Origin of the sequence: Brevibacillus reuszeri (assembly GCF_002897295.1) — a bacterium.
GTDB classification, from domain to species: domain Bacteria; phylum Bacillota; class Bacilli; order Brevibacillales; family Brevibacillaceae; genus Brevibacillus; species Brevibacillus reuszeri_A.
The window spans coordinates 61,373-87,118 of the sequence record NZ_BEXF01000016.1 but is presented as its reverse complement, the minus strand read 5'-3'; the positions used below and the strand labels follow the sequence as shown (position 1 = coordinate 87,118).

The following is a 25,746-nucleotide window of genomic DNA, read 5'->3' as shown; positions in this document are numbered from 1 at the left end:
GTGACGCCTCCAATCGTACAGAGATTTGGCTCTGAACAGCGAGTTACGTCAAATCATAGTGTGCGGCTTGTTTGGGGACTCGCCTCCTTTCCTGCAGGAATGGAAGAGAAGTGTGTGGGTAAAAGAAGTGTGTCTCCCTATTATAAAAGGGTTGAATTGGAAAAAAAGATAGCGCTGATAGGTGATTAGTCACAAAAATAGCGAAAAGGGGCAGGATTTTTACGCCAATGTATATAATTAGGAATGATAACGATTTATGTTTGAAAAGGAGGAAGTAAGCTTGCTCGCGAAAATCCGTCACTTTTTCATAGAGATTCTTGGCGCGTTGATTCTTGGACTTGCCGTTGTTGTGTTGACCGTCAACGGAACTACCGACATTTTCGCTGGCTGGAAAATGGAATGGTCCCCGCAATGGCTGGATGTAAAAACATTTTTTCTGAGCATCGTCCTAGAAGCCATTCCGTTTGTGCTGCTCGGTGTATTTTTTTCAGCCTTTATCCAGACCTTTATTTCAGAGGAGCAGGTCAGGCGCTGGACACCGAAAAGCATGATCATTGGTCTGCCGTTTGCTGGCTTGCTTGGCTTTTTGTTTCCAGTCTGCGAATGTGCCATCATTCCGGTCGTTCGCCGGTTGATCCAAAAAGGAATGCCGCTGCCTGTGGGAATCACATTTTTACTCGCAGGTCCAATCGTGAACCCGGTTGTGCTTTCCTCTACTTATATCGCCTTTACGCGTCAGCCTGATATGGCGTTGTATCGAGGTGTTGCTGGTTTTGCTGTAGCGATTATTGTCGGGCTGCTCGTTTTTCTCTTTGTCAAGAACAATCCGCTTCGCCTCGGGATGGAATCGCAGATAAGACATGAAGCCCTGCACACAGAGGCAGTGCGTGGAAAGCTGTCAGCTACCTTCTCTCATGCGGTGGACGAATTTTTTGACATGGGGAAATATTTGCTGTTTGGTGCCTTTATCAGTGCGCTGCTGCAAGTGTATGTCAGCAGGGAGACGCTCGTAGATATCGGTCAGACGCCACTTACCTCAAATTTGGTGATGATGGGAATGGCGTATCTGTTCTCCCTGTGCTCGGAGGCAGATGCATTTATTGCAGCGTCCTTCTCCAATACCTTTCATAGCAGCTCACTGCTTGCTTTTCTCGTTTTTGGTCCCATGCTAGATTTCAAGACAACGTTGATGCTGCTCAGTACGTTTCGCTTCGGTTTTGTAGTCAAGCTTGTGGTGGCAGTAACGGTTCTCGTTTTGGCGATTACCATGCTGATGCCAGTGTAGGGGAGGAAAGGATATGGATCAGACCAGCTTGAGGCGTCATTATTGGATCAGAAGTGTGATTTTGTCTGGATTTACCTTGCTCTTGACTTATTTGATCATGTCTGAGAAGCTGAGCCATTATTTAGCTCCACGCCTTCACATGTTCAGCTACGTGACATTAGGAATTTTGGTGATTTTGACAGTAGTCAGTATTCGTCAGGCGATCGTCGGTGCGTCTGAATATGAATGTGACTGTGAAGACGTACATAAGGTACCGCGCTCCCCGTGGATTTCGCTCATCGTATACGGACTGTTCCTTTTGCCGCTGGCCATGGGGTTTCTCATGCCTGACAAAATATTGGGCAGTGACGTTGCAGAGAAAAGGGGAATTACCTTGCTCAGTAACGATGTGAGAAAGCTGGCAGAAGTCGCGGCAGCTACAGATTCAGCAGAAAGCAATTCAGACAATGCAGGCAGCAGTCATTCCACCGACCTGTCGCAGTCAGAAGGTGGTACAGAGTCAGAACCTGAAGCTGGGTCAGAGAAAGTAGAGGAAGATAGTCAGGAGCAGGGTGCAAGCGATGCCACTAAGCAGGAGCCAGCAAACGTAGAGGATGAGCAAATCCGTAAACGCTTTGATGCAAATGGCTTCGGGGATTTTTATACAGATTTGGCGGTGTCTTTGTACAAGCAACCGGTGATCGACCTGCACGAAAAAGTATTTCTCGATGGTTTGACCACGATGGAGCTGTATGCCAACGAATTTGCAGGTAAAGAAATGGAGACTCTCGGCTTTGTTTACAGGCAAACAGATTTTTCTGCCGAACAGTTTGTGGTGGCAAGATTTTCAGTGTCCTGCTGCACAGCTGATGCCAGTGTATTCGGCATTTTGGTAGAGAAGCCAGACGGCAGCAAGTGGGCAAAGGACAGCTGGGTGAAGGTGCGCGGCAAGCTCGAACTCAGAAAAGTAGATGGATTTGACATGCTTGTGCTAAAAGCTAATCAGGTTGAACCTGTGAAAGCACCAAAAGACCCGTATGTCTATTACAGCTACGACGCAGCATCAAGCAGCTAGTGAAAAGGAGAATATCATGTGATTCAGTCAATCGAGATCAAGAATACAGATATTGCACAAAAAATATGGATTTTGCAACAGGCAGCGTATCGGGTTGAAGCACAAATCATTGGATGGGATGATCTCCCACCCTTACGAGAGACTGTTGCTGATTTAATGAACAGTGGAGAGACGTTTGCCTGCTATGTAGAAGCAGGGGAGCTGGCAGGAGCCATTTCCTTCAAACTGGAGCAGGGAATAGTTGACATTCATCGCATGATGGTGCACCCCGACCATTTTCGCAAAGGAATTGCCAGAAAGCTGCTTCAGCATGTTGAAGCAGCGCATAAGGACTGGCAGCGAATCATCGTTTCTACAGGAGCATTAAATGAACCGGCTACAAAGCTATATTTACAACACGGCTTTGTACTGGTGGAGGAAAAGGAAGTGGCACCTGGTTTGAAGCTGTCCTTTTTTGAAAAGAGAAAACAAATAATGAAAAAGCTGGCGTCCCCTCCATATGAGACGTCAGCTTTTTCATTATTTGTTTTCTTCTTCGTAAAACCAGAGGGGGTCATCACAATCGACATCGCCGTTATAATTGATCAAGATTTCTTCTCCAGCAGCGATGTCCGTATACGCATAAAAATCAAATGTGTGATTATCAAAGTTAATGTCATACGTGGCATTCGGCGTGTATGAGTGGTTGAACAGCATGCCATACCCGAGAAGAATAGCAGTGTGGTTAGCACCGTATTCGAACGCGTAATCAGCAAGCAAGGTTTTCTCGATATGATCATGCTCCTCATTCGGATAGGGAAGGACGGGAGCTTCGTGGATGAGATCACCTTTTGCAATGTCGCGTGTAGCAAATACGCCTCTATTTAAATCTCCGTTGCTAAGCTTGGAAGTCTTTACTTCTATCATGAATCATCACCTGCGTTCTTTTGACTGTGGAGTTTTTCCTTTTTAAGAATGACAGTTGATTCCGCTGAACGCAACCATTTTTAATATCGAACTGCAGTGGGGATAGCTGGAAGCTGTTGTCGTTTTGACACAAGATTACTTTTTCATGACCAGATGATGACGAACAGCATAGGCTGCGAGCTGGACGCGATTGGCTAGCTGCAATTTTTCCAGGATGTTTTTCAAATGATTTTTTACGGTATTTTCAGCGATGATCAGGGCCTCGCTAATTTCTCTATTCGTCTTTCCAGCGCCAACGTATATGACGATTTCACGCTCACGTGGGGTCAGAACATCAGGAACAGTCTCGTCCAAATGCTCCTCCTGTCTGAAACGATATAGCAGCCGAGTCGCCATCTCTCGTGATAGCTCACTGTCCTCGCCGAGCAAGGCATGAAGATAGTTGACCCAATCATCTGGCTCCAGATTTTTTAGCAGGTAGCCTTGGGCACCGAATTGAATAGCTGTAATCAGATCGGCCACATCGTCAGAGATGCTCAGAATGACGACCTTGATGTGTGGATATGCTTTTTTTACTTCGCGTGTAGCTTCTAGCCCGCTCCACTTGGGCATGTTGATATCCATTAATACCAGGTCTGGCTGCAGCTTTCCACAAAGCTCGAAGGCCTCTTCGCCATTTGCTGCCTCACCGATCACCTCAAAGGATGGGTCGGCGTCGAGCAGACTTCGAATCGCCATGCGTGCCATCGGATGATCATCGGCAATTAAAACACGGTAACCGTTCATCGTATAGAACCTCCAGAGTGGGAAGTCAGGCTAATGGTGGTGCCACCTTCCGTTCTTTTGCGAATATCGACAGCTGCCCCTAGCTGACGTGCTCGTTCGCGCATCATCGATAATCCATATTTTTTGGTATCAACTGAGGTGTGCGTGATACCAATGCCATCGTCCTCAATAGCGAGGACCCAATTACGGGGTTCCTCGGTGGTCAGACTAATCCAGGAATGCTTAGCCTGTGCGTGCTTACGAATATTGGCGAACGCTTCCTGGATGATGCCGAACAACTGCACTTCTTCGGCGGCTGTAAAGAAATTTTCCTTAATCCGGATTTCCGAGGCTACGTCCACACCAGAGAGGGCGCTCCATTGACCAAGCCACTTTTCCAGACGTTGATCAAGGCTGCCTTCCTCGGGAAGTGCTCGCAAATTAAAAATGGCTTGCCGCACATGATTATCGATAGCAGTTACCGCAACGCGTGCTTCATCCAGATGTCCCTGCTTCAGCTTGACATTGAGGAAAAACAAGGACTGTGCGATTCCGTCATGTAATTCCCTGGCAAGACGTTCTCTTTCTTCATAGACAGCTCTGCGTGCCTGCTCTTCGACAATACGTGCATTCATCCGTTTGATCGTGCGAAACATCCAGGTAGCGAACAAATAGGATAGCAGGAGTGTAAGCAGGGTGATGTACACATTGCCTGTCTCCATAGACATATAAGGCAAAAGAAAATCATGACGGACGAATTCGAAGCCACCGATGATAATGGTAGGAATCAATACGGTCAACCAGTAAAAGATGCGATAAGACATAAGAAAATCCCTTCTTTACTTGTGGCAATCACTACTAAGTATACCGAATGGGACAACCGGATGATATACTCATATGTGAAAAGGTGGAAAACGGGAGGGACATCCATGCATACGATTGCGAAAGCATTGACGATAGCAGGTTCAGATAGTGGTGGAGGAGCCGGTATTCAGGCAGACCTGAAGACCTTTCATCAGCTAGGTGTATACGGAATGAGCGCGATTACAGCGATTACTGCGCAAAATACGCTGGGAGTATCAGGCGTTTACCCATTGCCGACGGAAGCCGTGGCGCATCAAATGCGTGAAGTACTGCGCGATCTGGGGGCAGATGCTGCAAAAACAGGAATGCTTTTCGATGCGGCGATCATCAAAGCCGTTTCCGAAGAGATCCATGCTTTTGGTTTGAAAAAGCTGGTCGTCGATCCGGTCATGATCGCCAAAGGCGGAGCGAAGCTGTTGCTGGACGAAGCAATCGCTGCTTTGAAAACTCGTTTGCTGCCGCTGGCGGAGGTCGTCACACCGAATTTGCCGGAAGCGGAATGCTTGACGGGGATGCTGATTCGGACGCCGGAGGAAATGCGGGAGGGCGCACGTGCGATTCATGCATTTGGTGCGCGTAATGTTCTTATGAAGGGTGGTCATCTGGAGGGAGATACGGTCGTTGACATTTTGTTTGACGGAACGAATTTCTATGAGCTGACTCACGAGCGTATCCAAACGCGTCATACACATGGGACAGGCTGCACGTTCTCGGCTGCATTAACCGCCGAATTGGCAAAAAATACTCCACTTGTGCAAGCCGTAGAGAAGGCGAATCGTTTCATCTTTGAAGCGATCAAGACAGCCCCGCAAATTGGAGGCGGACACGGACCAACGAATCATTGGGCGGTTGTCGACTAATAGTAAGAATTGTTCTTGTTACAAGTAAAAAACTCGATGCTCTTGACAGTACAAGAGCTCGAGTTTTTTGTTTGTCTAGATATGCATTTACTTAACCTGAACAGAAAAATCACCGTGTAATCGAATTGGGTAACTACTTAGTTTGAACTTATATAAGCTGGGCTCTCCTTTGTCTGTCAAGCGCTTAAACAGGTAGCCATAAGAATGAGTGGTTTCTTTTTGACCAGAAGATGAAGTGCCTTGGACGTAATCGTATTCATTCCCGACATCATCGGTTAATTCACTTACTAAAGAATAAAAACGATTTGTGTCTATCTCAGGCACATCCAGTGTGAAGTCCATGCCCAAAGCATCGCCGTTTTGGCGCAAAGCTTTTATTTGGAGATTGGAGTCGGGCACTTTTACGAGCTTTTTGGTCTTGGCGTCGATGACGACCTCCAGCTTGTTTTTATCAATTGCTTTGATGCCACTCGCCTTCAGATACAGCTTTTCGGGCTGGACAAAATACGTGCTTTCCAAATTGTAGACAACGCCATTTTCACCGTCTGGACGATAAGGTACACCGTTGCCCCAAAAAGCGTACGTTTGGCCTTTTTCATCCACGAGCCGGAGTTGATCAAAGTCAAAGACATGCTTGGTATTGGCTGGATCAAAACGAATACTGACTTCTGTCTGTGTTGGGAAAACGGCAATCTGCTCAATCGTGAAACGCATCCCGTCCACGGTTACCTGCTTCATGACAGGGTAGACCTTTTCTTCCAGCGACACATATTTGGTTTTATCAATAGCAAACGTAACGAACAGCGGATTTTTTTGCGGGACATTGTCTAATGCAACGGTAACCTTTGCTGTCAATGAGTCTGGGATAGGGCTGTTTTCACTGATATGCACATCAAATCGATCATGGCTGGTCGACGTTTCCTTGAGATTCCCTCGCGACCAGGAGATGCCGTACTCCCAGTCGTTTCCACGCGGATCGACGAGCTCGATTTTATGCAGGGAAACCTGATGCTCTTGCTTTTCAGCGTGCAGTGTATAAAAAACGAGCATTCGCTTTCGATCCATCAAAACCTGATCAACAGTAAAGCTCACCCCATCCAGCGAGGTGCTTGCTCCCACGGTTTGCACCATGTCGTGCTCTGCTGCCATGCGCATGCCTTTGTCGTCGCTGATCAATTCTACGAGCTTTTCCAGTCCAGGTATATGACTGACATAGGCAGCCACCGCAGGCGATAGCTTGATCGAAAAAAATAAGGCTAGCAAAAGGGAGCAGGCAGTTACAGTGGAGCTAAGGCGAATCCAAAACCTGCGCCGGCGTTTTTGTTTTTGCTGCTTTGCTTGCATGATTCCATTGCGAATGTACTGATCAATCTGCGGAGGCACTGTTTGTCGCTCCAGAGTGTTTGCATCATCCTGCATGCTCGTTACCATCCTTTCCCAAGGTCTTTGCGCAGTGCGACCAGAGCTTTATGCAGCCAGGTTTTTATCGTTCCTTCTGGGTGACCGAGTACGTTTGCAATTTCCCGTACGGTTCGATCCTCAAAGTACTTTAGAATGATGATATGCCGATACGTCGGAGTCAAACGGGAGAGGGCTTCTTCTATATAGATCCGCTCGATGCTCTCCTCGTGAGGGAGCGTGTCCACACCTCGCGTTTGCTCGTTAGAAAGCTTTGTCGGGTCAACGAGCAGCCGCTTTTTTCGCTTTTGCTCATCAATGCAGACATGAATGAGGATGCGTGTTAGCCACGTACCAAAATAGGCAGTCTGTTCTAACCGCGACAGCTTTAGATAGGAACGGCAGGTCGCTTCCTGAATGGCTTCCAGCGCATCGGTTTCGTTGTGTAGAAAGGCAAACGCGACCTTATACATTTTCTCTTTTTGCAGATGGATGGCTTGAAAAAAAGCTTCGTCATCTCCGCGCTTTGCTTGTAGGACAAGCTGTTCCAGATTCACATTTTCTCCCTCCTAAAGGATTAGACGCGCAAGTCAATGAAACGGTTTTAAGAAAATGTCAGGCATTGCTTTTTTTAGAGAACCTACCGCCCATCACTTGCTTACAGTAAAGAAAGAAGGGAAAGGGTGGGGCAGATGAATGTGGATCAAATGGACAACGATTCATGAATCGTACGGTCTTCCCAGAATGGCGCAGGAGTGTCGACGGTATCTTGAAACAAAAGGGATTTCGGTTAGAATCATGTCAAAAAAAACGAAGCGAGCAGGCTATCTATACATGCTGCAGGTGCCATTGGAACAGGAGGAGCAAGCAAGAAAATGGTTGATTGAATTCAAAAGCTCGCTGGGGTAGTAACTACCTCCAGCCACGGATCCCCATGCCAATCGTAGATCAGATCAGGTCATACTAGGGCTTAGGGGTGATTTTGTCTATGGCAACGACGCTTCTGGAGGCACCGGAAAAGACTGGACAAAAGGGATCGAAGCTTTTCGTACCTGACGATGTCTTTGTAGAACCAAACGCACTGAATTATCCACTCGGACAAGAGCTGTACCGTCGTTTTCAACAAGAGGGAATCCCGATGCAAATGACAACCAGTCACAATCAGGTACGTGGGATACCTGGAGAAACAGATGTAGAAAAATATCGCAACGCCAAACGTACACTCGTGATCGGCGTACGGAAAACACTAAAATTCGAGACCTCGAAGCCTTCAGCCGAATACGCCATACCACTGGCAACCGGCTGTGCAGCTCACTGCCATTATTGTTATTTAAATACGAATATCGGCTCCAAGCCTTACATTCGTGTCTACGTCAATACTGATGAAATCCTGGCGCAGGCAGAAAAATACATTCTGGAGCGTCCAGGGGAAATTACCCGGTTTGAGGCTGCCTGTACCTCTGACCCCGTCAGTATTGAGCACATTACCGGAAATCTGAAGCGAACGATTGAATTTATGGGACAGCAGGAGCATGGTCGTCTGCGCTTCGTCACGAAATTCCATCATGTAGATTCCTTGCTGGATGCAAAGCATAACAAGCATACACGTTTCCGCTTCAGTATGAACGCCGATTATGTCATCAAAAATTTTGAACCGGGTACCTCAACTTTTAGTCAGCGGCTCGAAGCGGCAGGCAAGGTAGCTAGAGCGGGATATCCTTTGGGCTTTATTCTTGCGCCATTGTATTGGTTCGAGGGCTGGGAAGCAGGGTATACGGATTTGCTGGAAAGGCTTCGTGCCCAGCTGGTTCCAGAGGCATTAGAAGATTTGACTTTTGAACTGATCCAGCACAGATTCACGAAAATCGCCAAAAGCCTGATCCTGCAGCGGTATCCAAAAACGAAGCTGGAAATGAATGAGGACGAACGCAAATACAAGTGGGGCAAGTACGGAAAAGGAAAATACGTCTACCAGGATGTGCAAGCAAAAGCGTTGCAAGGGCATCTGGAGCGGGAAATTGCCAGATTGTTTCCGCAGGCGCGGGTGGAGTATTTTACGTGACAAAAAGATGATGACAAAGAGCTGCTCACGCTTGCGGAGCAGTTTTTTCCTTTTTTAGCTAAATATCGAATGCTTTCGACAAAAGATCGCACGCGTGCTAAAATATGGAGTGCTCTCATTTTCGTGAAAGGATTCGAAGCATACATGAAGTCCATATTAATAACTGTAGAAGGACCCATCGGCATCGGCAAAACATCTTTGTCACGGGAACTAAGTCGTGCATTTGACTTGCAGCTGCTGGAAGAAATCGTCTATGAAAATCCATTTTTAGGGAAGTTTTACGAAAACATTGCGGAATGGAGCTTTCAGCTTGAGATGTTTTTTCTGTGCAATCGTTACAAGCAATTGCAAGACATCCACACCAACTACTTAAACCAAGGCATCTCTGTTGTTTCTGATTACAATATTTTTAAAAATACTATTTTTTCTAAAAGGACATTGACGGGAGAAAACTTGCCCAAGTACTTGAAAATCTATGATATCTTGACAGAGGATCTACCACAGGCGCATCTGGTGATTTATTTGACGGCTTCACTCGATACAGTCATGAAGCGTATTGGCATGCGGGATCGGGAAATGGAGCGGACCATGGATGTTTCTTATATGGAGAATCTGATTGCCGATTACGACGAATTCATGGAAGCGTTTGAAAAGCATCATCCGGAAGTACCTGTGATTAAATTTGATTGCGATGATCTGGATTTCGTTCATCGGCCAGAGGATTTGCGTTATGTCCTGGATCGCATCGAGCCAAAGATTCGTGCGTTGTTGGGGTAAAAGATCCGTTTTTGTTTATTTGCAAGTATTGTGAATAAGGAGTTGCGTACATGTCTAGGTTTCAAAGCAGCCAAATCCGTGATAAATACGGAATACCGAGCAATGCGGTTATTACCATCGGAGGAACAGTTGGGGTGGGGAAGTCCACCTTTACACATGCTTTGGCGGAGCAGCTGGGTTTTCGTGTCTCCGTAGAAAAAGTCGATAATAATCCTTATTTGGGTCGGTATTATAACGATTTGTCGCGTTGGGGCTTTCATTTGCAAATTTTCTTTTTGGCTGAACGCTTTAAGGAACAGAAAAGAATGTTTGAGTATGGCGGAGGGTTTGTTCAGGACCGCTCCATTTATGAGGATACTGGCATTTTTGCTCGTATGCTGTATGAGCAAGGCAATATGACAGAAGAAGATTATCGCACTTATACAGAATTATTCGAAGCGATGGTGATGACACCATACTTCCCGCATCCTGATATTTTGATTTATTTGGAAGGTAGCTTTGATGATATTATTGACCGCGTAAAAGAGCGGGGACGCCCGATGGAGCAACAAACCCCTATTGATTACTGGAAAGACTTGTATGGGCGTTATGAAGATTGGATTCGTTCATTCCATGCTTGTCCTATTTTGCGAGTGAATATTAATGAATACGATGTCGTGGATGACCCCGCATCCGTAGAGAATATTATTGCTCGCGTAGGAGAAAAAATTCGCATTGGACGAGCTACAAGGCTGTAATACGAAAAAATGGTACACCCCCTGTTTACGTATCCTACGAAGCAGGGGGTGTTTTGTCTTTATGTCTCTATTGTGCCCGATAGCCATCTAAGAAAAGCGAGAGAGCTGCTTGGATGTCGGCAAGAGCCTGCTCCTGATCTGACATTTGCGCCACCCAGAGCACACCTTCGTTCATCGCACCGGACAGCAAGTGGGTCAAAGCGTTGATGGAAACCGGCTTGAGATACCCTTGTTGCTCCATATCCTGAAGCTGCTCCCGTAAAAGGCGCATGGAATGCTCCTCATCCATTTTGCGCCACGCGTCCCAACCGACTACAGAGGGACCATCGATCAAGAGGATTCGTCTGTTCCGCTCTTCTACTGCAGCGGTCACAAAAGCGATACAGCCGAAAAGCAGCTGCTCCCAAGGATCTTCGCTTTTTGCCGCTTCGGATTCAACGCGTTCGCCAATTTCTTTTTGAACAGCGGCAAGCACAGCCATAAACAAGCCTTCTTTATTGCCAAAATGATGGTAAAGGGCGCCGCGAGTAAGTCCCGCTGTTTTCACCATTTCCTCCATAGAGGCTTCAGCATAGCCGTATGTGGAAAAATAGTGTCTCGCAACCTCTGTCAGCTTGGTTATGGTCAGCTTTGCTTGTTCTGCTTTCGATGTTTTCATAGGGGACATGCTCCTGTCTTTGCGTCAAAGCTTGCCTAGGTCAGAGGGTTGCTTTCGTTTGCGATATATTGGCTGCTAAAAACCTCAGATGGTGGAATCACTGTAATGATATCAATCAATACGCCGTTTGGATCAGAGGTAATAAAATGACGTTGTCCAAATGCCTCGTCCCTGATATCCAGATGAAGGGGGAGACCTGCTTTTTTGATTAGCCTTTCGTATTCGGCGTCTACGTCATCCACTTCAAAGTTCAAAATAAGACCATGCGTATTTTGACGGAAGCCAGCAGGAATCGTAGTGTGTGTGGAATCCAGAACGGCCAGCTCAAAAGGAGGGATACTTTGATTGTTTTTCAAGCTCACATACCAATCTGCTTCAAAGACAGGATCAAAGCCAAAATGCTTGATGTAAAAGGCAGAACTTGCAGCAACCTGTTCCGATAGAATGACTGGGTAAAAACTGTTCACTTTCATTCGTAATCCACTCCTTATAATGGGAAGATACGTTTAATTTAACATACATACTGTACGTATGTAAATAAAATACGAATGAAAGCAAGGGACATTTTCAAGGAATGCTTGGTCCTTTCTGCACTTTGGCTATCGGAAAACGCCTGCGGATAAACCCCACTGTGGTATAATAAGAATATCTTGGAACGATAAAGGAGCTCAGACATGGCAGAAGAATGGTTTGAACGCAGCTTTCGCGAAGATTACGTGCTTGTGTACCGGCACCGGGATGACTCGGCAGCCGATGGAGAGATCGCCAATTTGCTGGAACGATTGCCGATCAAAAGCACAGGACGGGTACTCGATCTTTGCTGTGGGAGCGGGCGTCATTCGCGTGCGCTGGCTCGCCGGGGGTACGATGTGGTTGGGGTGGATTTGTCCCCTGTCCTTTTGCAACTAGCTGAGGAACAGAACACATTTCCACAGCTAAGCTTTGCCCGCTGTGACATGCGCAATATTCCTTATAAAGGCGAATTTGATATCGTCGTCAATTTATTCACCAGCTTTGGCTATTTCTCGTCCGATGAGGAAAATGCTACGGTCATCCGTAATATGTCTCAGGCGTTGAAAACGCAAGGCGAAGTGATTATCGATTATTTGAATCCAGCTTATGTAACTGCGAATTTGGTTGCCGAATCGACCAAGGAAGTTGGCGAGATGCTGATTAAAGAAAAACGTTGGATTGAAAATGGGTTTGTAAAAAAGCGAATTGAGATTCATGAGGGAGCAAACAGTGAGCCGCGTGAATATCACGAACAAGTTCGACTATTTGAGGTAGAGCAAATGATTTCGATGCTTGAGCAATCAGGCTTTGGTCAAATTCAAGTATTTGGGAATTATCAATTTGAAGAATATGTGGCAAACGAGTCACCACGCATGATTTTCTATGCAATAAAGCAGTAGGATAAAGCGGATAAGCAATGACTAACCTTTGCGTCTGGTGAATATGATGGTGTAACAACCGATTATCGGACAAAAGGGGGCGCCTTATATGAGCAGATTGTCTTTGGAGCAGGTCAAACTGTATTTAAGCAAGGTGCCAGGATGGAAGCTGGTTGAGGACAGGATGGCTTTATCCCGTACCTACCACTGTCGAGACTTTGCTGCTGCAATCAGCTTTGTCAATCGGGTAGCAGAGCTGCTTGAGCCAGACAGCCAGCATGTAGAGATACATCTCAATGGTGGGATTGTTACCTTTACACTGGCTACCCGAGAAGCAAAAGGCTTGACTGGGAAAGATTTTGCACTCGCTCAGACGATCAGCAAAGTAAGCTAAGCAACTGTAAGTAGCCGCTTCATTTTGAGGCGGTATTTCTTTTGCTTAAAGCCGATTGTTTGATATGATGGGCACTAAGAACAAATTTTCGGAGGGGTACTAAAATGGAGATTCAACAACACGAGAAGCTACTGGGCATTTTGACAAGTGAATTTGAAAAGCAGCTGGCAACGATTACGTTCACTCAATGGGACACCGACAGTGAGGATGACGAAGAGGTAAGTGTATTTAAGGCACAGCTGGTAGGTGTGAAGCTGACTACAAATGAATTCGAGGAAAAAGACCTGTTGCTGCTTTTTACCGATGAAGAAAATGAGCCAGTCGAAATTTTGATGGAAATTCCGGGAGAAGAAGTAGACCTGGCTACTTATGCTGAGGGACGTCTCCAAATTTTTGGCACAGAAGCGGAGATTGTTTTGGAAAAATGAGAACGAAGCATGCTTTTCGGTATGTCGGTACTCCTGATCCGATGACAGAGAGGGAAGCGTACCATTGCGAAAAATATATCAAGAAAAACAAAGACAAGATGGTCCAAAAAGGACAGTACTTGATCGACACCACAGCCCTATTATCTTTGTTTCATCTGGATTGTTGGAATTGTCGGAGTGTCCACCGGGAAACCTGCTGCGAAGGTGGACAACCTTATTCGGTAGAGAAGTGGCAGATCCCGATCATCGAAAGGGAAATTCCTGAGATTTCGAAGCGACTTACGGATGAGCAAGTGAAAAAAAGCTTGCTGAAGGACGGCGTTTGGGATGAGCGGGAGCTTGCTGGCACGATTCGGATGCGGCACGGCAACTGCTTGTTTTATCAAGAAAACAATGGACGCTACGGGTGCGCGATCCATGCGTATACGGAAGAACGAGGCCTAGATGTGCATACACTCAAGCCGTTTAGCTGCCAGCTGTACCCCATCGATCTGATTGATACAGGAGAGCACATTTTATTGACTGCTGTCACCGAGGAGACCTCCTCCTTTTCTCGGTGGGGGACGGATTATTTGGAGCAATTTTATTGTGCGAGCCAGGAGCGTAGACGACTTGCGGTTCATGTAAGCGACGAAGTGTTTGCTGTAGATGGCTACCGTCCAGCATACGAATGGAATCTCCCATTACTACGCTTTTTGCTGCAAGAAGAAGCGGAGGAAGTTGAAAAAATTCTGGCAAATCGCTACAACCAGCTAAGTGTGCAAGTATGATTGGAACCGTCCTAGTCATGTGTTATGATGGGTTTGGCTTGAAGTAGATTTGCAAAGGAGCAACATAAATGAACGTCAAGACAACTCAAGAATCTCGTACAATCCAAGCATCCTTGGTACAACCATCGGACACGAATTATCATGGGACGATTTTTGGTGGAACGATGATGGCATATGTAGATGAGGTCGCTGCAATTGCTGCGATGCGTCACTCCAGACGTCCTGTCGTAACGGCTTCCATAGATTCTATAGATTTTCTCGCTCCTGTAAAAATGGGCCACTCCATTTGTCTGGAAGCATTCGTCTCCTCGACTGGCAGAACCTCTATGGAGATTTTTGTGAAGGTGATTTCCGAGAATTTGCAGTCAGGAGAGCGTGTGCTCACGGCGACCTCGTTCCTCACATTCGTAGCACTCGATGAAGATGGGAATCCGACTGAAGTGCCAGCAGTCGTTCCTGAAACAGAAGAAGAGAAAAACCTCATGGCTTCGGCAGATGAGCGCAAAAAAATGCGCAAGGAGCGTAAAAGCAATACACAAGCTTTTATCAGCACATTATCTGTTGAGAAAACCATTTAATTTTGGTATGGATTCACCCTGAGCGACAGTTCGCTCAGGGCGCTCTACATTTTCAAACCTGGGAGGAATGGGAATGAAATACCGGAGATTAGGCAAAACCGATCTGAAGGTTTCGGTTATTGGAGTAGGCACTTGGCAATTTGGCGGCGAGTGGGGGATGGACTTTGCCCAAGCAGAGGTTGATCAAATCCTGGATAAAGCAAAAGAATTGGGAATCAACCTTATCGATACCGCTGAATGCTATGGCGACCATTTGTCAGAAAAGCTGATTGGTGAGTATTTGAAAAAGGATCGACGTGAGGATTGGATTGTGGCTACAAAATTTGGCCATCATTTTCATGAGCGGTTTACCAGGACAAATGACTACTCGGCACAGTCTGTTCTCCAGCAATTAGATCAATCGCTCAAAGCACTGCAAACGGACTATATTGATCTTTATCAATTCCATTCTGGGCCAGACGAGGCGTTTGACAATGACGAGCTGTGGACGATGCTAGACAAGCAGATCAGTGCAGGGAAAATCAGACATCTCGGTTTGTCTATCGCTAAAAATGACAATATGAATCAGACAGCTTCGGCATCCAAAATCAATGCTCAGACGATACAGATTGTTTACAACCGTTTGGACAGAAAGCCAGAACAAGATGTGTTTGCTTCCTGCCAAGAGCAGGATTTGGGCGTATTGGCTCGTGTGCCGCTGGCTAGTGGCTACTTGAGCGGAAAGTATAAGCCAGGAACCGTTTTTGCTGGAAATGATGTTCGTCATCGCCACGACCAGGAGCATGTTCGCCATTTGCTTTCCCAAGTGGAAGAAATCAAGCAACAGGAAGTTCCTGCTGGCATGGATATGGCGCAATGGGCTTTAGCATGGTGCTTAAAGCATCCTGCTGTGACGACTGTGATCCCGGGCAGTAAAAGCCCTGCACAGGTGGAGGCAAATGCCAAAGCAGCTGACTATGTTACGGAAGATCATCCACAAGCCGTTCGCTAATAAGCATGAAAAAGGAGGAGCCAGATGTCACGGCTTCTCCTTTTTTCTGCTTTATTCTAAAAAACGGGATTTGATCTGCGGAGTGGGCAGCATGCATTGCTCGGCTTTGCCCATCCAGCGATAACGATTTCGCGCCACCCAGTCATAAACGACATTGCGAAGTGAGCGAGGAAAAAGCTGTGCTACTGTCGAGAGGATCGGCCATCCACCCGTAAGCTTCTTCCCTACGCGTAAAACCGCGTCTGATTTACTGAAAAGTCGTCCGTTGGAGATGAATACGACCGAGGACATTTCGCTTTCCGGGTAGTCAAAAGAACGGAGCAGCTCTTGCCCTTTTTCCGATTGCAGCGAGGCAAAATGAATATGTCCCTTTGGATCTCGCTTTAATATAAACTGAACGGCACCGTGGCACAAATGACAGACCCCGTCAAAAAGTAAAATATGATCAGGTTGTTCTACTGGATGCGACTGTTTCAATTGGCAGCCCTCCAAATGATGTTGCGCTTTTTATTCCTACATTTATTTTACCAGAGAACGGCTGTCATTTGTGTGAACGGTCGGTCCCGTTTTTTTATTTCTTATTCCACTATAAAGGCAACAGCACCTTGCTGGATGAGCTCCTCCGCTTTTGTGAGATCGGGATGCATTTCGCGGTCTTCCTGCAAGCGAGAAATGACCGAACGAAGCTTTTGATAAGCGTATCCTGTTCCCACACCCAATTCTCCAGTCCCAAAGTCGATCGCTTGTGCTGCGGCCAAATACTCGATCGCAAGTACCTTGATGGTATTGGCAACGACAGTCCGTAGCTTGCGCGCGGAGGTAGTACCCATACTGACGTGATCCTCCTGATTAGCCGAGGACGGGATCGAGTCGACAGATGCAGGGTGGCACAGCACTTTATTCTCAGAAACAATGGAAGCGGCTACATATTGTGTAATCATAAAACCGGAGTGAAGTCCGCCGTTTTCTGTCAAAAATCCTGGGAGTCCGCTAAGCTGCGGGTTGACGAGTCGCTCTGTGCGCCGCTCGGAAATATTGGCTAGCTCAGCTACGGCAATTGCTAAAAAGTCCGCAGCAAAGGCCATTGGTTGACCGTGAAAATTCCCACCTGAAATAATATCACCTGTTTCTGTGAACAGCACTGGGTTATCGGTAACGCTGTTGCATTCGCGTGTAACCGTCGTCCAGACGTACTCGAGCGTATCGCGTGTAGCACCGTGAACTTGCGGAATGCATCGCAGGCTGTATGGATCTTGGACGCGCAATTCGCCTTGTGCAGTCGTGCGCTCGCTGCCCGCCAGATGTTGAAGCAAGCGTTTAGCGGACTCCTGTTGACCAGGATGAGGGCGAACAAGATGGAGCTGAGGGTCAAAAGCTTTTGGGATTCCGCGCAGAGCCTCTATCGTCATCGACGCGATTACTTCCGCGCTTTCCAGAGCGACCCGCGAGTCAAACAGGGCAAGGCACAATTGAGCAGTCATCGCTTGGGTTCCGTTGATGAGAGCAAGACCTTCCTTTGCTTGGAGACGAATCGGAGCCAGTCCGACCTCACGCAGGGCATCGCTTCCAGCCAAAAGCTTGCCGTTTACAGTTGCCTGTCCTTTGCCGAGCATTACTAGCACCATATGAGCCAGAGGAGCGAGATCCCCACTAGCACCCAGCGAGCCTTGCTGCGGGATGACAGGGTGAACACCGCGATTACACATTTCCACCAGATGCAAGAGGGTTTCCTCGCGGATGCCAGAGAAGCCTTTGGCAAGAGCATTGATTCTCAGCGCCATCATCGCACGTACGACATCTGTCGGGTAAGGCTCTCCCATCCCGCAAGCGTGACTCATGATGAGATTTTCCTGTAGCCTAGCTGCGTCCTCGCCTTGGATCATGACATCTGAGAATTTGCCAAAGCCTGTGGTAATGCCATAAACTACACGCTGTTCATCGACCATCTTCTCGACCATGGCCCGAGATTGACGGACTTTTTCTATCGCCTCAGACGTGAGTTCAATTGGGGTGGAGCGGCGCGCAATGGAAATTACCTCTTCGATTCGGAGTTGATTCCCATCGAGTTTTACGAGTACAGGTTGCTTGTTCATGATTGTTTTTCCTCCTTTAGCAGAGCAGAGAACGAAAAGAAAGAGGGGTTAGGATAAAATATCCTAACCCCTCTTCCCGGGTGTATATGCGATTGGTAAAACGTGAAAGCCTGAAGCTTGTGCCCGGCGACATACGTTTTTCCTCACTTTCTTTCGCTCACATGCATCTGTCTGATTATTATCACTTGTCGTTTTATTGTAACCGATGTATTCGTGCAGTCAAGATGTATATTGTCACGGCGACTGCACTAATTTGAAAAAAACGGGCTTAGTCCATTTTTGTAAAATGGGCGAGTGTCGTTTCTTGAGCGGGATATATGTCATACCATGTACTGTGTTAGTTTATCCGAAAGGACGTGTATGATTCCGTGGAAAAGCGACGTAAAATGCCGCCTATGCCTCCTGCACAGCCGAGGCGTCCTAAAGAAATGCCGAAGCCACCTTCTTCTAGTATGCCAATGCCATCACCAATGGTGCCGTCTCCTTCGATGCCATCACCGGTTAATCCTTCACCGATGAAACCGTCACCAATGAATCCGTCTTCTGAAATGCCCAGTCCACAACCGGTAAAGCCAGTGAAGCCCATGCCGCAAAGGCCAATCATGCCAGCACCAAACCAAAACATACCGAAGACTCCAAACCGGATGCCAGCAAATCCAATGCCGCCAAACCTGAAGCCAAACCCGATGCCCCCAAACATAAAGCCAAATCCAATGCCGCCGAACATGAGACCATCGAATCCGATGCCGCCGAACATGAGACCATCGAATCCGATGCCGCCGAACATGAGATCATCGAATCCAATGCCACCGAACATGAGACCATCGAATCCAATGCCGCCGAACATGAGACCATCAAATCCGATGCCACCGAACATGAGACCATCGAATCCGATGCCACCGAACATGAGACCATCAAACCCAATGCCGCCCAACCGCAGACCTGCCAACCCCATGCCTCCTAGTTCGATAATGCCTAACAGAAGACCTCCAAACTTGCCACCAAATGCATCACCGAATGCGATGCCCCCAAGACATAGAATCGAATCGGGCATGGAAGTTGAGCTGTACTTGTTCAAATTCCAATTCCACATGGACCGGATGCAATATTTCCACCATAAATGCGAGAAACACCGCGATAATCGCCGTAAATACAACGAATACCGCAAGCACTACAGACACCATCAGCGGAGAATGAAGCATTATCACGATCGTTGCCAATCCTGGCATCATAGAGGCAGCAGCTCGGCTGGACGTGGTTCGTCCTCATCGTTCGGGTACAGACATTCCTCTTCGGGACAACATGACTGCAGCTGTGATTGCGGTTGTTCCATCTAAAATTTCTCCAAACATATAAAAGAACGCCAGCTCATACACTGGCGTTCTTTGACGTTTTTTTGTCAGGCTTGTTCCGCGAATGCTTCGACACCAATTCCTTTTTTCTTCAATTCGCGGCGCAGCGTCAGTAGGGCATCATCTTTGTTTTTGCATTCCAGGATGATGTCAACGTTGTAATTGCTCAGAGCGGAAGCGAATTGGATGAACTGATCCACATCAATATTATCGGCATGAGCGCGGAATTCTCGTTCTGACTTTGGCGACGACAGATGCATTTTGGGTGTGCGGTCTCCCCAGGTTTGAATGATTCTCGGCAAGTATTCGACCCAGTCTTCACCATCTGAATGACACATGTGGTGATGGATATCAAAAACCATAGGGATCCCAAGTCGTTCGGCCAGCTCCAAGACCTCACGCATCGTGAAGGATGTATCGTCATTTTCCAGCACAAGTCGTTTTTTTACCGACTCTGGCAGACGCTCAAAATTGCTCGCAAATCGATCCAGAGAAGAGGGCTTATCGTTAAACACACCGCCAACATGTGTGACCAATACAGAGTTGTCGTCAAGCCCAAGCAAATCAAATACACGCGCATGATAGGAAAAATCTGCAATCGTCGATTCGACGACAGCTGGTTTATCGCTATTGAGAATATTGAAATGGCCTGGATGGGCTGTCATACGAATTCCGTTTTTGCGAATGAATTCCCCGGCTTTTTGAAAATCCCACGCAAATTCTTTGGCCCAATCCCAATCGGCAGACACCTGATGAGTGGCTAGCGGAACAAATTCTGAGGGAAGCCGATACAAAAAAATTCGCCTTTCTACATTGTAAGCAAGAAGATCCATCAAATTAAAGAAATTGGTCTGTAATACTTGCCGTAATTTTTTCAGTCTCGCCTGAGGCTCCAGCTTGTTCACTTGGGCAACAGTCGTTTTTTTGTTTGGATTGTTTTTGGTGTTTACGCTGATGCAGGCATAGCCCAAACGGATCAAGGAATTCCCTCCCTTTTAAGGCAGCGTCATGATGTTAGTATTCCCGATGCTTCCTCTGATGCTTTGCCTGAAAACTTCCCATCCAAGGGATAACCTTCACAAGTGCCTTTTAGACCAACCCAATTGGTATAGCCTCCATTTTAAAACGTAAAATGTACTAATCCAGCCGCCTGGTCATGTGAAAAATGTAGGAATAAAGGAGGGGAGAGTATGCTGTGGCTTGGAGTGATTCTAATTCTGGTTACGATTGGCGTCGCTGTAGCAATTGGTTACCGAGCTAACGAAAACGTTCGCAAATTTGATGAAAGCAAGCACGAAAGCTTTATCGGCTCTAAATCAAATTCGTAATCGGGGGAGGGATAACGAATGAAGCCGGAAAAAGAGCACCAGCTATTGGAGGACAAAAAAGACCTGAATAAATTTGGCTATGCACAAGAGCTTTTGCGGGACATGGGTGGATTTTCTAATTTTGCCATTTCATTTTCCATTATTTCCATCTTAACAGGCGCTGTTTCTCTATACGGACATGGACTATTTTATGGCGGCTCAGGTATGATGGGGTTCGGCTGGACGATTGTAGCGTTGTTTGTCATTTTGATTGCAGCATCCATGTCCGAATTAGCATCAGCAATTCCGACGGCAGGGGCATTGTATCACTGGGCAGCGATTTTAGGGAGTAAAAGATGGGGATGGTATACCGCCTGGATTAACCTGATCGGACAAATCGGAATTGTTGCAGGGATTGATTACTCCTTTTCCTTATTCGCTGATCCGCTACTCGCAAGTGCTTTTGGCTATACCTCAACAGAGACGACAACCTTGATCCTGTTTGGCATCACCTTGCTGCTCCATGGGACATTCAATCACATTGGCATCAGACTGGTCGCACGGCTCAACGATTTTTCCGCGTGGTATCATATCGGCGTTGTCGTCATTCTGGTTGGCAGTCTCGTATTTTTCTCACGTCACGAGCTGCAACCACTCGACTATCTTTTTCAGGTCGGTCAAACCTTTTCTGATAAGCCGTATGCGATCGCTTTTCTAATTGGTCTTTTGCAAGCACAGTGGACGTTTACCGGGTACGATGCTTCCGCTCACACAATTGAAGAAACGATTAATCCAAGGGTTCGCGCAGCCTGGGGAATCTTCACTTCAGTGGCCTTTTCCTTTATTTTTGGTTTTATCATGCTCGCATTTGTCACGCTATCCATCAAAAATGCAGCTGCCGCCAGTGTGGCTGACAATGCATTCATTTACGTTATTAGCGAAGCATTGGGTGGAACGTTTGGTTCGGTTGTATTATGGCTTGTTACGTTTGCCATGTGGTTCTGCGGTCTGGCTTCCATAACGTCCTTCTCCCGCATGCTCTATGCGTTTTCGCGTGACAATGGGATGCCGTGGAGTCGTCATTGGGCTGAAATATCCAGAAAATACAGGACCCCAGCAAAAGCGATCTGGCTCGTTATTATTCTTTCCTTTGCCCTCGCTTTGTTTGATTACATGATGAAAACGATAAACCCGAATACAACCTATACGACACTTGCCTTTTTGACAGCCGTTAGCGTCGTAGGGCTCTATGTAGCCTATGGTATACCGCTGTATTTGAAGCTACGTGCAGAGGCGAATGGGCTATTCCAGAAAAAGCATTACGGACCGTGGAGCCTGGGAAACTGGAGTAAGCCCATTAACGTACTAAGCCTCATCTGGATCGTATTTATTTGCGTCATGATGGTGATTCCACCGAATGAAACAGCAGGCTATGCACTGATCGGAATGTTCGTTGTGCTTTTGATTATGGATGTGGCGTATTACAAAAAGCATTTCGAGGGTCCCCAGGCAGCACTTGGCACTTCCGATGAAGAGATCAAGCGGCAAGAAGCAAAATTTACAGAGTAATAGCTCGCAAAAAACAGTAGCTCCCGTTAGCCAAATTGTTTTGGCAATGGGGGCTATTTGTGCATAAGGAAAGTCTGGCAGCGAGACCATAAAGGGAATGAACACAGATGGAAGGGATGGTGAGAGAATGAAGCATAATGGTTGGAGTGCGGTTGTGTTTGGAGGAGCACTTTTGATGTCTCCAGCAATTTGTCTAGCAGCAGAGACTTCACATCCTGTTGAAGCTGTAGTCTGTTATGCGATTCATAGATTGGGAGAAGGCGAGCAAAAACCGAATCGGTATGAGGTGGCAGGAATTACTAACCCGGTGGCGTTTGAAGCGTTTTTTGGTCAACTGCAGGAGGCTGTAAAAAAAGGAGACAAGAACGAAGTTGCTAACCACGTGAAGTATCCACTCCGAGTAAACAAAGAGGGAGCTAGCCGATTTGTCCACGGTGAAAAACAATTTGTGACAGAATATGATCTGATCATGACAGAAAAAGTGAGAGAGGCGCTACTCCACCAAAATGTGACGAATACATTTGTCAATGACCAAGGAGTAATGGTTGGTGACGGTGAACTTTGGCTGGGGCAGTTTGGTAATAAATTTAGCATTTTTGCTATTAATTTGTGAAATGTAAGGGTTTACATAGTGGATAATTTAAAGATCACTCAATAAATTTATTTTATTGGTTTTATTGTTTATTTAGAATGGACATAATCGCCAAACAATTCTAAAATAACTTATAAATAGACAAGCTAGGAGGATAAAACTGGAAGAGTGTCCGCGTGAAATGGACATTTGTTATTTTTAAAAAAGCATGATAAAATTCACATTAAGCTATTTTTTTTAATTTTACTTAACTAATCAAAAGCAGTACGTTTGACTGGGTAAAAGGAGTGATTAAAATGAGTTGGAATGCAGAAAATCTGGCTGCTGAAGTAGCGGAGCAGGTGGTTGCTTGGCGCAGATATCTTCATCAGCATCCGGAATTATCGTTCCAGGAAGACAAGACATCACAATATGTGTATGAAATGTTAGAATCTTTTGGTAATTTAGAGCTATCCCGTCCGACAAAAACGAGTATCGTAGCTCGCCTCATTGGTTCTGAGCCAGGCAAGGTTCTGGGAATACGTGCAGATATCGATGCGTTGCCGATTCATGAGGAAAACGAAGTGCCTTATGCTTCCAGCCAACCCGGTGTTATGCACGCGTGTGGACATGATGGTCATACGGCGATGTTGCTAGGTGCAGCCAAGATCCTCTCCGGCTACAAGGACAAGATCAAAGGCGAAGTACGTTTCATTTTCCAGCATGCAGAAGAATTGCCACCTGGTGGAGCGGCAGAAATCGTGAGATCTGGAGCAGCCGATGGCATGGATTCTATCATCGGAATTCACTTGGCGTCTTATTTGCCAGTAGGCAAGTTCGGTGTTCTATACGGGGCGCTGACGTCCTCTACAGATCGTTTTGACATTACGATCCAAGGAAAGGGAGGTCACTCCTCTCAACCGGAAATGACAGTCGACCCAATCGTAATCGGCGCTTCTGTTATCAGCCATTTGCAGCAAATTGTTTCGCGGAATGTGAGTGCACTCGACAAGGTCGTGATTTCCGTCACCATGCTGAATGCAGGAACAGCCTACAACATCATTCCAGACACGCTGACCATCACAGGCTCTACACGCTGCTTTGATGAGGAAATCCGCAAGAATATTCCGATCTGGATTGAGAAAATTGTCAAAGGCATTACAGACGCACATGGAGCGTCTTATGAATTTAAATATTCACTTGGCTACACTTCCGTTGTCAATGATCAAAAAGTGACGAAGCTGATGGAAGATACGATTCGGGAGCGTTGGGGAGAGGAAGATATTGTTTTCATTGACCCAGTTATGCCAGGAGAGGACTTCTCTGAGTATCTGAAAAAAGCACCAGGCTGCTTCATTCAATTGGGCGCAGGGAATCCGGAAAAAGGCTTTATTTATCCGCATCACCATCCGCGCTTTGATTTTGATGAGGATTGTCTCGTCCGCGGCGTAGAGCTGTTCATTCGTGCAGCGGAAAAAGTAGTAATGGAATAATAGAAAAGACCGAACTGGGGGAAGATTATGACTGAGGGACGCGCTAATGTGTACAAGCTCCATTTACTTGTGCTTGCACTTGTGGCAGTGACAGAGTTTATCGGAACAAAGAAAATCAACATAGGCATCGGTGTCATCGCGTTGTTTCCCATGTTGTATGCGCTTGTTTTAGGTGGAGTGATCAGCTGGCCTAAATTCAAGTTTCTGAAAGAGAAAGAAATGAACGCTGCAGCGAATATTTTGGGAGTCTCCTTTCTCCTGTTTATCGCCAAGCTGGGCGCAAACATCGGACCTGAGCTGCCAAAGCTGCTTGGTTCTGGCGTGTCGCTGCTCGTACAGGAAGTTGGTCACATCGTAGGTACGATTGCTCTTGGCTTGCCTGTTGCTTTGTGGCTCGGCTTGAAGCGCGAATCAATCGGGGCTACGTACTCTCTCGACCGTGAGCCAAACCTGGCGATTATCGTCGACAAATTCGGAGCGAATTCTGCAGAAGCACGCGGAGCTTTGGGTGTTTATATTTGCGGAACCTTGTTTGGTGCCATTTATATGTCTATCTTAGCGAGTCTGTTAGGAAGTAGCGGATTGTTTCACCCGATTTCCTTGGCGATGGGAGCAGCGGTTGGTTCAGGAAGTATGATGGCAGCAGCAACAGGATCACTTGCTGTTATTTTCCCAGAAGCAACAAAAGACATCGCTTTTTACTCGGGTGCAGCTAACTTGATGATGAGCATTGTCGGAACTTATGTGTGTATCTTCGTTTCGTTGCCTCTCACTCAGCGCTTGTACAAATGGCTTGAGCCTGTTATCGGACGCAAAAATGCTTCCACTACAGAAGGAGGTAGACGCAGCGCATGAATCAAGTACTGACCATTTTACTCATTGGACTCATCGCACTTATCGGAAACTGGATCGGATACGGTGTAGGGCCGGCAGAATCATTGCCAGGTATTCTGCTCCTCGCAGTAGTTACCTTGATCGGGATGGGCTTCACCAAAATTTTGCCTTTCAAATCTCCTGTGATTGTTTGGATCTCGTTGTTCGCTATGATCGCAACATCTCCTATCTTCCCAGGAAATGCATTTATTGCTGCATCGATTGCGAAGATCAACCTGTTGGCGCTTGCTACACCGATTCTCGCTTACGCAGGTCTGTCTTTAGGGAAGGATATTCACTTGTTTAAAGAACTTAGCTGGAGGATTGTTGTCGTATCGCTTGTTGTCTTCACCGGCACATTCTTGTTTGCAACACTGTTTGCCGAAATCGTATTTAAGATTCAAGGGAAATTTTAATATTCCCACAAACATTATTGAACCTCTGTGAGCAGCATCAAGCTCATGGAGGTTTTTTCCAATCGCATCGATCCAGTATAGCACACAAGCTGAGAACGGACCTTCCCAGAAGCGTTTTTATACATATAAAAGAATTGAACGATTGGGTAAGGAC

Annotated in this window: 31 protein-coding genes and 1 pseudogene; 20 read left to right on the top strand and 12 right to left on the bottom strand. The window is 46.6% G+C overall.

Annotation, left to right across the window (positions count from 1 at the left end):
- Window positions 1-280 precede the first annotated feature (280 nt).
- The 3 genes and pseudogenes from C3B52_RS22840 to C3B52_RS37850 all read left to right on the top strand — a co-directional run.
- On the top strand, window positions 281-1,285 hold the full coding sequence (locus tag C3B52_RS22840; RefSeq protein WP_103108756.1) for a permease: 1,005 nt from the start codon (window positions 281-283) through the stop codon (window positions 1,283-1,285).
- A gap of 13 nt (window positions 1,286-1,298) precedes the next feature.
- The gene (locus C3B52_RS22835) at window positions 1,299-2,339 is read left to right on the top strand and encodes a TIGR03943 family putative permease subunit (protein WP_103108691.1); all 1,041 of its coding nucleotides are present in this window, start codon (window positions 1,299-1,301) and stop codon (window positions 2,337-2,339) included.
- Between the two features lie 156 nt (window positions 2,340-2,495).
- Window positions 2,496-2,771, top strand: a pseudogene (locus tag C3B52_RS37850) (GNAT family N-acetyltransferase); the annotation flags it as partial.
- Window positions 2,772-2,858: 87 nt separating this feature from the next.
- Here the strand turns inward: C3B52_RS37850 and C3B52_RS22825 are convergent.
- The 3 genes from C3B52_RS22825 to C3B52_RS22815 form a co-directional block, all read right to left on the bottom strand.
- The gene (locus tag C3B52_RS22825; protein ID WP_103108690.1) at window positions 2,859-3,245 is read right to left on the bottom strand and encodes an SET domain-containing protein; all 387 of its coding nucleotides are present in this window, start codon (window positions 3,243-3,245) and stop codon (window positions 2,859-2,861) included.
- Window positions 3,246-3,380: 135 nt separating this feature from the next.
- Window positions 3,381-4,031, bottom strand: a complete 651-nt coding sequence (locus C3B52_RS22820) for a response regulator (RefSeq protein WP_103108689.1) — start codon at window positions 4,029-4,031, stop codon at window positions 3,381-3,383.
- Complete coding sequence (locus C3B52_RS22815) at window positions 4,028-4,834, bottom strand: sensor histidine kinase (RefSeq protein WP_103108688.1); 807 nt, start codon at window positions 4,832-4,834, stop codon at window positions 4,028-4,030. The genes C3B52_RS22820 and C3B52_RS22815 overlap by 4 nt, the downstream gene beginning before the upstream one ends.
- Before the next feature lie 105 nt (window positions 4,835-4,939).
- Between C3B52_RS22815 and thiD the strand changes: the two genes are divergently transcribed.
- Window positions 4,940-5,734, top strand: coding sequence for a bifunctional hydroxymethylpyrimidine kinase/phosphomethylpyrimidine kinase (thiD, locus tag C3B52_RS22810; protein WP_103108687.1), 795 nt, complete (start codon window positions 4,940-4,942; stop codon window positions 5,732-5,734).
- An 87-nt stretch (window positions 5,735-5,821) separates the two neighbouring features.
- On the opposite strand, the gene C3B52_RS22805 is transcribed toward thiD, so the two are convergent.
- Both C3B52_RS22805 and C3B52_RS22800 read right to left on the bottom strand, forming a co-directional pair.
- Complete coding sequence (locus tag C3B52_RS22805; RefSeq protein ID WP_103108686.1) at window positions 5,822-7,153, bottom strand: DUF4179 domain-containing protein; 1,332 nt, start codon at window positions 7,151-7,153, stop codon at window positions 5,822-5,824.
- Between the two features lie 5 nt (window positions 7,154-7,158).
- Window positions 7,159-7,689, bottom strand: coding sequence for a sigma-70 family RNA polymerase sigma factor (locus C3B52_RS22800; RefSeq protein ID WP_103108685.1), 531 nt, complete (start codon window positions 7,687-7,689; stop codon window positions 7,159-7,161).
- 139 nt (window positions 7,690-7,828) lie between these two features.
- Between C3B52_RS22800 and C3B52_RS22795 the strand changes: the two genes are divergently transcribed.
- From C3B52_RS22795 to C3B52_RS22780, 4 genes are all read left to right on the top strand, one after another.
- Window positions 7,829-8,041, top strand: a complete 213-nt coding sequence (locus tag C3B52_RS22795; protein ID WP_103108684.1) for a hypothetical protein — start codon at window positions 7,829-7,831, stop codon at window positions 8,039-8,041.
- A gap of 79 nt (window positions 8,042-8,120) precedes the next feature.
- Window positions 8,121-9,194 (top strand): spore photoproduct lyase, encoded by a 1,074-nt coding sequence (gene splB, locus C3B52_RS22790; RefSeq protein WP_103108683.1) that lies wholly within the window; start codon window positions 8,121-8,123, stop codon window positions 9,192-9,194.
- 144 nt (window positions 9,195-9,338) lie between these two features.
- Entirely contained in the window at window positions 9,339-9,971 is a 633-nt protein-coding gene (locus tag C3B52_RS22785; RefSeq protein ID WP_103108755.1) for a deoxynucleoside kinase, read from the top strand.
- Window positions 9,972-10,021: 50 nt separating this feature from the next.
- Window positions 10,022-10,708, top strand: a complete 687-nt coding sequence (locus tag C3B52_RS22780) for a deoxynucleoside kinase (protein WP_103108682.1) — start codon at window positions 10,022-10,024, stop codon at window positions 10,706-10,708.
- 67 nt (window positions 10,709-10,775) lie between these two features.
- On the opposite strand, the gene C3B52_RS22775 is transcribed toward C3B52_RS22780, so the two are convergent.
- Together C3B52_RS22775 and C3B52_RS22770 are read right to left on the bottom strand one after the other, a co-directional pair.
- Window positions 10,776-11,366: a TetR/AcrR family transcriptional regulator gene (locus tag C3B52_RS22775; RefSeq protein WP_103108681.1), complete on the bottom strand. Its 591-nt coding sequence runs from the start codon at window positions 11,364-11,366 to the stop codon at window positions 10,776-10,778.
- A 35-nt stretch (window positions 11,367-11,401) separates the two neighbouring features.
- Window positions 11,402-11,839, bottom strand: a complete 438-nt coding sequence (locus C3B52_RS22770; protein ID WP_103108680.1) for a VOC family protein — start codon at window positions 11,837-11,839, stop codon at window positions 11,402-11,404.
- Between the two features lie 201 nt (window positions 11,840-12,040).
- On the opposite strand from C3B52_RS22770, the gene C3B52_RS22765 reads away from it, so the two are divergent.
- From C3B52_RS22765 to C3B52_RS22740, 6 genes are all read left to right on the top strand, one after another.
- On the top strand, window positions 12,041-12,778 hold the full coding sequence (locus C3B52_RS22765) for a class I SAM-dependent methyltransferase (protein ID WP_103108679.1): 738 nt from the start codon (window positions 12,041-12,043) through the stop codon (window positions 12,776-12,778).
- 88 nt (window positions 12,779-12,866) lie between these two features.
- On the top strand, window positions 12,867-13,151 hold the full coding sequence (locus C3B52_RS22760; protein ID WP_103108678.1) for a 4a-hydroxytetrahydrobiopterin dehydratase: 285 nt from the start codon (window positions 12,867-12,869) through the stop codon (window positions 13,149-13,151).
- Window positions 13,152-13,255: 104 nt separating this feature from the next.
- Window positions 13,256-13,579, top strand: coding sequence for a hypothetical protein (locus C3B52_RS22755; RefSeq protein WP_103108677.1), 324 nt, complete (start codon window positions 13,256-13,258; stop codon window positions 13,577-13,579).
- Window positions 13,576-14,349 carry a DUF3109 family protein gene (locus tag C3B52_RS22750; RefSeq protein ID WP_103108676.1) on the top strand — a complete coding sequence of 258 codons (774 nt, stop codon included), beginning with the start codon at window positions 13,576-13,578 and terminating at the stop codon, window positions 14,347-14,349. The genes C3B52_RS22755 and C3B52_RS22750 overlap by 4 nt, the downstream gene beginning before the upstream one ends.
- Window positions 14,350-14,417: 68 nt before the next feature.
- The gene (locus tag C3B52_RS22745) at window positions 14,418-14,927 is read left to right on the top strand and encodes an acyl-CoA thioesterase (protein ID WP_103108675.1); all 510 of its coding nucleotides are present in this window, start codon (window positions 14,418-14,420) and stop codon (window positions 14,925-14,927) included.
- 73 nt (window positions 14,928-15,000) lie between these two features.
- Entirely contained in the window at window positions 15,001-15,918 is a 918-nt protein-coding gene (locus C3B52_RS22740) for an aldo/keto reductase (RefSeq protein ID WP_103108674.1), read from the top strand.
- Window positions 15,919-15,969: 51 nt separating this feature from the next.
- Here C3B52_RS22740 and C3B52_RS22735 read toward each other — a convergent pair whose 3' ends face one another.
- From C3B52_RS22735 to uvsE, 5 genes are all read right to left on the bottom strand, one after another.
- Entirely contained in the window at window positions 15,970-16,410 is a 441-nt protein-coding gene (locus C3B52_RS22735; protein WP_103108673.1) for a thiol-disulfide oxidoreductase DCC family protein, read from the bottom strand.
- A gap of 86 nt (window positions 16,411-16,496) precedes the next feature.
- Window positions 16,497-18,011: a histidine ammonia-lyase gene (gene hutH, locus C3B52_RS22730; RefSeq protein ID WP_103108672.1), complete on the bottom strand. Its 1,515-nt coding sequence runs from the start codon at window positions 18,009-18,011 to the stop codon at window positions 16,497-16,499.
- Window positions 18,012-18,348: 337 nt separating this feature from the next.
- Window positions 18,349-18,960: a hypothetical protein gene (locus tag C3B52_RS37415; protein ID WP_235615825.1), complete on the bottom strand. Its 612-nt coding sequence runs from the start codon at window positions 18,958-18,960 to the stop codon at window positions 18,349-18,351.
- Window positions 18,961-19,021: 61 nt separating this feature from the next.
- On the bottom strand, window positions 19,022-19,243 hold the full coding sequence (locus tag C3B52_RS36640; RefSeq protein WP_164684876.1) for a hypothetical protein: 222 nt from the start codon (window positions 19,241-19,243) through the stop codon (window positions 19,022-19,024).
- A gap of 167 nt (window positions 19,244-19,410) precedes the next feature.
- Window positions 19,411-20,343: a UV DNA damage repair endonuclease UvsE gene (gene uvsE, locus C3B52_RS22715; protein WP_103108671.1), complete on the bottom strand. Its 933-nt coding sequence runs from the start codon at window positions 20,341-20,343 to the stop codon at window positions 19,411-19,413.
- Between the two features lie 210 nt (window positions 20,344-20,553).
- Between uvsE and C3B52_RS36635 the strand changes: the two genes are divergently transcribed.
- The 6 genes from C3B52_RS36635 (at window position 20,554) to C3B52_RS22690 (ending at window position 25,592) form a co-directional block, all read left to right on the top strand.
- Window positions 20,554-20,691, top strand: a complete 138-nt coding sequence (locus tag C3B52_RS36635; RefSeq protein ID WP_164684875.1) for a hypothetical protein — start codon at window positions 20,554-20,556, stop codon at window positions 20,689-20,691.
- Window positions 20,692-20,709: 18 nt separating this feature from the next.
- Window positions 20,710-22,239, top strand: coding sequence for an amino acid permease (locus C3B52_RS22710; RefSeq protein ID WP_103108670.1), 1,530 nt, complete (start codon window positions 20,710-20,712; stop codon window positions 22,237-22,239).
- A 127-nt stretch (window positions 22,240-22,366) separates the two neighbouring features.
- Window positions 22,367-22,852 carry a hypothetical protein gene (locus C3B52_RS22705; RefSeq protein ID WP_103108669.1) on the top strand — a complete coding sequence of 162 codons (486 nt, stop codon included), beginning with the start codon at window positions 22,367-22,369 and terminating at the stop codon, window positions 22,850-22,852.
- A 275-nt stretch (window positions 22,853-23,127) separates the two neighbouring features.
- The gene (locus C3B52_RS22700; protein ID WP_103108668.1) at window positions 23,128-24,303 is read left to right on the top strand and encodes an amidohydrolase; all 1,176 of its coding nucleotides are present in this window, start codon (window positions 23,128-23,130) and stop codon (window positions 24,301-24,303) included.
- A gap of 27 nt (window positions 24,304-24,330) precedes the next feature.
- On the top strand, window positions 24,331-25,158 hold the full coding sequence (locus tag C3B52_RS22695) for a DUF3100 domain-containing protein (RefSeq protein WP_103108667.1): 828 nt from the start codon (window positions 24,331-24,333) through the stop codon (window positions 25,156-25,158).
- A complete protein-coding gene (locus tag C3B52_RS22690; RefSeq protein WP_103108666.1) occupies window positions 25,155-25,592 on the top strand; it encodes a hypothetical protein in 438 nt (145 codons plus the stop codon). Before C3B52_RS22695 ends, C3B52_RS22690 begins: the two co-directional genes overlap by 4 nt.
- Window positions 25,593-25,746 lie beyond the last annotated feature (154 nt).